Raw genomic sequence first — 6,677 nt, forward strand, 5'->3', positions numbered from 1 at the left:
TTACTTCCAAAATAGTGTCAAAGCAACGAAGGATATGTCGCTGCTCAGCAATGACAACATCAACCATACGCTGATAGCGCTTGCTACAGCAGTGGAAGAAAATATCCCCTTGCTTTTAAAAGAAAACCAGAAAGACCTGGATCAAATGTCTGCCGAAGATCCAAAGTACGATCGCTTAAGGCTCACCGAAACTATCATCACGGCTATTGCCGCTGATATTCGCAAAGTTGCAGCCTTGCCAAATCCTTTAGGGGCAGTGCTTTCTCAACAAGAAATGCCCAATGGACTGGAGATCTCCAAAGTGAGGGTTCCTTTAGGCGTAGTTGGCGTCATTTATGAAGCCCGTCCAAATGTAACACTTGATGTTTTTGCTTTATGCTTTAAAACAGGTAATGTTTGTATTTTGAAGGGTGGCAGTGATGCTGAGTTTTCTAATAAAGCTATTCTACAGGTTATCCATGGGGTATTAAAACAACAAAACCTCAATACAAATATAGTCACCTTATTGCCGGCCGACCGCGCAGCCACTCATGCTTTATTACAGGCAAGGGGTTTGGTGGATGTGCTCATCCCACGTGGCAGTCAGCAGCTCATCAATTACGTTCGCGAAAACAGCAAAATCCCGGTGATAGAAACGGGTGCAGGCATAGTTCATGTGTATTTTGATGAACAGGGTGATCTCACTAAAGGCAAAGCCATCATCAATAATTCTAAAACCAGAAGGGTAAGCGTGTGCAATGCACTTGATTGTTTGTTGATTAACCAGCAGCGCCTCAGTGATTTGCCTGCCTTGCTGGAACCCTTGATTGCTGAAAATGTAGTCATTTATGCTGATGAACAGGCCTTTGCACAGTTAAAAGGGAACTATCCCGATCAATTGCTAGCACCTGCACAGCCTGAACACTTCGGTACTGAATTCCTGTCTTATAAAATGGCAGTGAAAACAGTGGCAGATCTTCAGGAGGCCCTTGATTATATTGCCGAAAACAGCTCTAAGCATAGTGAGGCCATCGTTTCTGAAAATCGGGAGCATTTAGCCTTATTTCTAAACCAGGTAGATGCGGCTGCAGTTTATGCCAATGCTTCTACTGCTTTTACTGATGGTGGGCAATTTGGATTGGGTGCAGAAATAGGGATTTCTACACAAAAACTCCATGCACGCGGGCCAATGGGACTGGAGGAACTGACCAGTTATAAATGGTTGGTAAGAGGTGACGGACAAATAAGATAATGATGCAAGTAATATATACCATGCCGCATTTAGCAAATACCTTAAATGCAAAGGCTTTTATTGGTCAGCCGGAGGTTGAAATTGAAAATCTGGTCATCGACAGCCGCACGATTATTGATCCGGAAAGTTCTCTTTTTTGTGCTTTAGTGGCACAAAGAGATGGTCACACTTATATTAAAGATGCTTTTGCGCATGGCATCAGGAACTTCCTGATCAGCGATGAAAAGTACATTTCCCAATACCCTGAAGCTAATTTTTTATTGGTTCCTGATGTTTTAGCGGCTCTTCAAAATTTAGCCCAATACCACCGCCAGCTTTTCAACATCCCTGTTATTGCCATCACCGGCAGCAACGGCAAAACGATGGTTAAAGAGTGGCTGTACCAATTGCTGGCACATGAATATAACATTGTGCGCAGCCCCAGAAGTTACAACTCACAAATTGGGGTCCCCTTGTCCTTATGGAAAATGAATGAAGAGCATGACCTGGGGATCTTTGAAACCGGTATTTCCAAAACTGGCGAAATGGAATCCCTGGCAGCAATTGTTCAGCCTACCATTGGCATCTTAACGAATATTGGCCCTGCACATGCAGAGGGCTTTGCTGATAGTCATGAAAAGCTCGTCGAGAAATTGAAACTCTTCGCTAAGACCGAGCTTTTTATCTACTCACCAGATTATACAAAAGGAATTGAGGATAAAGACCTGCCGGGTGTAAAGAAATTCTCCTGGAGCACTACGCAAGAAGCGGATCTGCAGATTTTGTTTATGGAGCCAATAGAAAGTCGTAGCTTCATCAGGGCGAAATACAAAGAGGAGGAGATTCAATGTCTGCTGCCTTTTCGTGACCAGGCTTCTGTAGAAAATGGCATCATCTGCTGGGCAACACTTTTAGCCATGGGCTATTCGCCACAGGTTGCCGATCAGCGTTTAGAGAAATTATTGAGGATCAGCATGCGCCTGGAGTTAAAAACAGGGATCAACCAATGCTCCATCATTGATGATTCTTACAGTGCTGATATTTCATCACTGGCTATCGCTCTTGATTTTCTTAACCTGCAAAACCAGCACCTTAAAAAGACCTTGATCCTATCTGATCTTTTTGAAACGGGTAAAAGTGATGAGGCTCTTTTTGAAGAAATTGCTTCTTTAATCAGCCAGAAACATGTGAACAGGCTGATTGGTATCGGTCCTCATATTGCGGAGTTCGCTCAACTTTTTGACCTTGAAGCTCAGTTTTACAGTACTACACAAGCTTTTATCGACGATCTGCCTGCACAGCATTTTAGCAATGAAACCATTTTGGTGAAAGGTGCCAGGAAGTTTGAGTTCGAGCGCATCAGCAAATTGCTGACACAGAAAATCCATGATACGGTCATGGAAATTGACTTAAATGCTTTGGCCAGCAACCTCCGCTTTTACAAGTCGAAATTAAAGCCTGCGGTAAAAGTAATGGCCATGGTCAAAGCTTTTTCTTATGGCAGCGGAAGTTTCGAAATTGCCAACGTCTTGCAATACCATAAGGTTGATTACCTCGCTGTGGCTTATACAGATGAAGGTATTGCCTTAAGAAAAGCAGGAATTACCTTGCCCATGATGGTGATGAGTCCTGAGTCTTCTGCTTTTGAGGCTATTGTTAAAAATAAAATTGAACCTGAGCTGTATAACCTTGATGTGCTAAAGGGTTTTATCAACTTCTTGCCTGATCATGAACAGGGCTATCCTGTACACTTGAAAATTGATACTGGCATGCACAGGCTCGGTTTTGAAGAAACGGAAATTGATGAATTGCTCAGCGTCCTAAAAAGTGCGGGCAACATTAAGGTGATGTCGGTCTTTTCTCACCTTGTGGGAAGTGATGAACAAGTACATGATGATTTTACACAGCACCAGATCGATCGTTTCACAGCTATCACTGCTAAAATACAACAGGAATTAGGTTATACATTTATCCGACATATCGCCAATACGGCTGCCATCACCAGATTTCCTGCTGCACAGTTAGACATGGTGAGAATCGGCATCGGCCTTTATGGTTTTGATGGTGGGTTACACCACAATAAAGGCCTACACACGGTAGCAGTTTTAAAGACTACAGTTACACAAGTGAAACACCTGAAAGGGACAGAAACCATAGGTTATGGTCGCCGGGGTTCAATGCCTGAAGGTGGAACAATAGCCACCGTTAAAATTGGTTATGCCGATGGCTACCGCCGTGATTTTGGAAATGGAGTAGGTAAAATGCTTATCCGCGGTAAAATTGTACCTACCATTGGTTCCATCTGTATGGATATGTGCATGCTTGATGTAACGGGAATAGGTGTTCAAACGGGCGATGAAGTGATCGTCTTTAATGACGAACTGACTATCGCTGACCTTGCGAAACAAATTCACACTATTCCCTATGAGATCCTCACAAATATTTCCCAAAGGGTTAAACGTATCTATTTTTATGAGTAATTTTGCGCCATGAACAGAATTGGAAGAGCATTGCTTAATTATTTCATCAAAGGGTTACTGATCGTCTTGCCAATATCGCTAAGTGTGTTCATCGTCGTTTGGGGGGTTACTACTGTAGATAGCTGGCTGAATGTAAACAATATTTTAGGTGTTGACCTTAGAACGGGAGAGAGCAGAAATATCCCTGGCTTAGGGCTTGCCCTGGTTGTAGGGATCATCTTGCTTGCAGGCATCTTCGTCACTAATTTGGTAACGGAACCCATGCAGCGTTGGTTTCAAAAATCAATGAACCGCCTGCCTATCATTAAATATATTTATTCTTCCATCAAAGACCTTACAGAAGCTTTCGTGGGTGATGAAAAGAAATTTAACCACCCGGTACTGGTGGAGGTGGAAGGGGAGCTCAAGAGAATTGGCTTCCTTACGCAAAGCGACCTTAGAGCCATTGGCTTGCCTGGTGAAGTGGTTGTTTATTTTCCGTTTTCTTATTCTTTTGCAGGGCAGATTTATGTGGTGAAGAAGGAAAAGGTGAGTGCGTTGAAGATGAGTGCGGCTGACGCCATGAAGCTTGTGGTATCTGGCGGCGTGAGTCATTTTAAAGCGACTCTCTCTTAGAAAAAAAACTGGCTTAAATTTTCCTCCTCAAATCTTTTGCGAAGAGCAAAATCTTTGGAATGTCGGAAAATTAAAGCCAGTTTTTTTTAAAATAGCAAAGAGGTGAACAGCGAGAGATTTGCAATAAAATAAAGACATCAGCCGACAGAAAGGGTTGGTTTGACCTTTGTTTTTTTTGAAAATAGCAAAGAGGTGAACAGAGAGATTTTGCAATAAAATAAGGACATCAGCCGACAGAAGGGGTTGTTTTGACCTTTATGTAAACAAAGAATGCAGCCATTGGCTGCATTCTTTGTTTAAGCAATAGGAGCAACGCGCTTATTATAAAGCGCAAGTACCTATTTTTTACTTTAAAAATTAGGTTTCAACACATACTTATCATAGAACCTGAAAATATGCTCAGCAGCTTCTTCAGCGGTATCAACTAACCGGAATAAGTTCAAGTCTTCTGCATGGATGTTGTGTTCTTTCTTCAACATCGTATTCGTGATCCAGTCTACCAGGCCACCCCAATAGTCTGTGCCTACCAAAACGATAGGGAAACGGGCAATTTTGCCGGTTTGTATTAACGTGATGGCTTCAAAAAGCTCATCCATTGTGCCCATGCCGCCTGGCAGGATGATGAATCCCTGTGAGTACTTCATGAACATCACTTTCCTGATGAAGAAGTAATCGAACTCTAATAGTTTATTATGGTCAATGTATTTATTGTGGAACTGTTCAAAGGGTAAATCAATATTTAAACCCACAGATTTTCCGCCATTGCTGTGGGCGCCTTTGTTGGCGGCTTCCATAATTCCGGGGCCACCACCGGTGATCACACCGTAACCACGTTCTGTAAGCAATTTGCCGCATTCTACAGCCATCTCATAATAAGGGTTGGTTTCAGCAGTTCTTGCTGATCCAAAGATGGATACACATGGACCTATTTTGGCCAGTTTCTCAAAGCCGTCGACAAACTCCGCCATAATTTTGAAAATCTGCCAGCTGTCGGTCACTTTGATCTCTTGCCAGTCTTTGTTTTCAAAAGCACTTCTTATTTTTTCTTCACTTGTCATTCTCAAATCTTGTTAACTTAAAATTTTGTTTGGGTGGTTGATGGTTTACCAGTCAGCCACAGCAGTATATAAGTAATTAAACCATTTAAAATAATCAATTCAAATCCCAATGCATAATTAAACCAGCTGAGGGAGTTGGTATCGATGATAAAACACAATATAGGCGACAAAATGCATATGTAGGGAACTAATTTATCAATTACTGATTTTTTAGTCACGAGTCCAAATGTAAATAAGCCTAAAAGGGGACCATAAGTATAACCCGCTGCTTTGAAAATCGCGTTCACCACAGATTCATCATTGATGACTTTGAAGATCATGATCACAATTACCATCACCAGGGAGAAACCAGCGTGTACCAAATGTCTTTTGGTAACCAGTTTAGGGTCGTTTTGATCTGCCTTTTTATCAAAGTGTAAAAAGTCTATACAAAATGAAGTTGTCAAAGCGGTTAGGGCAGAATCTGTTGTGGCAAAAGTTGCAGCTGTTAAGCCCAGCATAAAAATGATACCCGGTATGATGTTTAAATGGTTTAAGGCAATCTCAGGATATAAATAATCGAGAGTTTTTAAGGCACCAACATCAATTCCTTTTTGCTCAGCATACATGTATAACAAGGCGCCCACACTTAGAAAGAAAATGTTCAACACCACAAACACACCTGTAAAAGTGAACATATTTTTCTGTGCTTCACCAATGGTTTTCATGCTCAGGTTCTTCTGCATTAAATCCTGATCTAAGCCCGTCATGGCAATGGTTACAAAGATTCCACCAAAAAATTGCTTCAGGAAATGGGTTTTTGTGCCCATAAAATCTTCCCAAAAGAATACCTTAGAGTAACTGCTGTTCTTAACGGCTTCAAAAGTACCTGCCACATCAAGGTTGAGCGATCTTGCAATAAAGAAGATAGATAAAACAACCGATAAGAGGAGAAATACGGTTTGCAGGGTATCAGTAATAATAATGGTCTTTAAACCTCCCTTATGGGTATATGCCCAAATAAGCACCAGGCAAATGACAATTGTTACCCAGAATGGAACATTCCAGGCATCGAAAATGAAGCGTTGTAACACAATAGCAACCAGGTATAACCTAAAGGCCGAGCCAATGGTGCGGGAAACTAAAAAGATAACAGCACCGGTTTTATAACTCCAGAAGCCAAAACGTCTTTCGAGGTAAGTGTAAATGGAAATGATGTTTAGGCGGTAATACAAGGGCAGAAGCACCGTAGCGATGATAATAAAGCCTACCGCATTACCTAAAATGAATTGGAAATAGCCAAATTCACTTTTACCTACTGCCCCGGGAACGGAA

The 6,677-nt window shown here is 41.8% G+C and carries 5 protein-coding genes; 3 read left to right on the forward strand and 2 right to left on the reverse strand.

All coding sequences use genetic code 11. From position 1 onward, the window contains the following. The 3 genes from ACR2F7_RS08580 to ACR2F7_RS08590 all read left to right on the forward strand — a co-directional run. A partial coding sequence (locus ACR2F7_RS08580; RefSeq protein WP_432713166.1) for a glutamate-5-semialdehyde dehydrogenase occupies positions 1-1,231 on the forward strand: 1,231 nt, incomplete at its 5' end. Further along, positions 1,231-3,690, forward strand: coding sequence for a bifunctional UDP-N-acetylmuramoyl-tripeptide:D-alanyl-D-alanine ligase/alanine racemase (locus tag ACR2F7_RS08585; protein ID WP_432713167.1), 2,460 nt, complete (start codon positions 1,231-1,233; stop codon positions 3,688-3,690). The genes ACR2F7_RS08580 and ACR2F7_RS08585, both read left to right, overlap by 1 nt. Before the next feature lie 9 nt (positions 3,691-3,699). Further along, complete coding sequence (locus tag ACR2F7_RS08590; protein ID WP_432713168.1) at positions 3,700-4,305, forward strand: DUF502 domain-containing protein; 606 nt, start codon at positions 3,700-3,702, stop codon at positions 4,303-4,305. A gap of 350 nt (positions 4,306-4,655) precedes the next feature. Here ACR2F7_RS08590 and ACR2F7_RS08595 read toward each other — a convergent pair whose 3' ends face one another. Further along, positions 4,656-5,363, reverse strand: coding sequence for a TIGR00730 family Rossman fold protein (locus ACR2F7_RS08595; protein ID WP_432713169.1), 708 nt, complete (start codon positions 5,361-5,363; stop codon positions 4,656-4,658). 17 nt (positions 5,364-5,380) lie between these two features. Then, a partial coding sequence (locus ACR2F7_RS08600; protein ID WP_432713170.1) for a sodium:solute symporter occupies positions 5,381-6,677 on the reverse strand: 1,297 nt, incomplete at its 5' end.

This window comes from Pedobacter sp. (genome assembly GCF_045628745.1).
Taxonomy (GTDB): Bacteria; Bacteroidota; Bacteroidia; order Sphingobacteriales; family Sphingobacteriaceae; genus Pedobacter.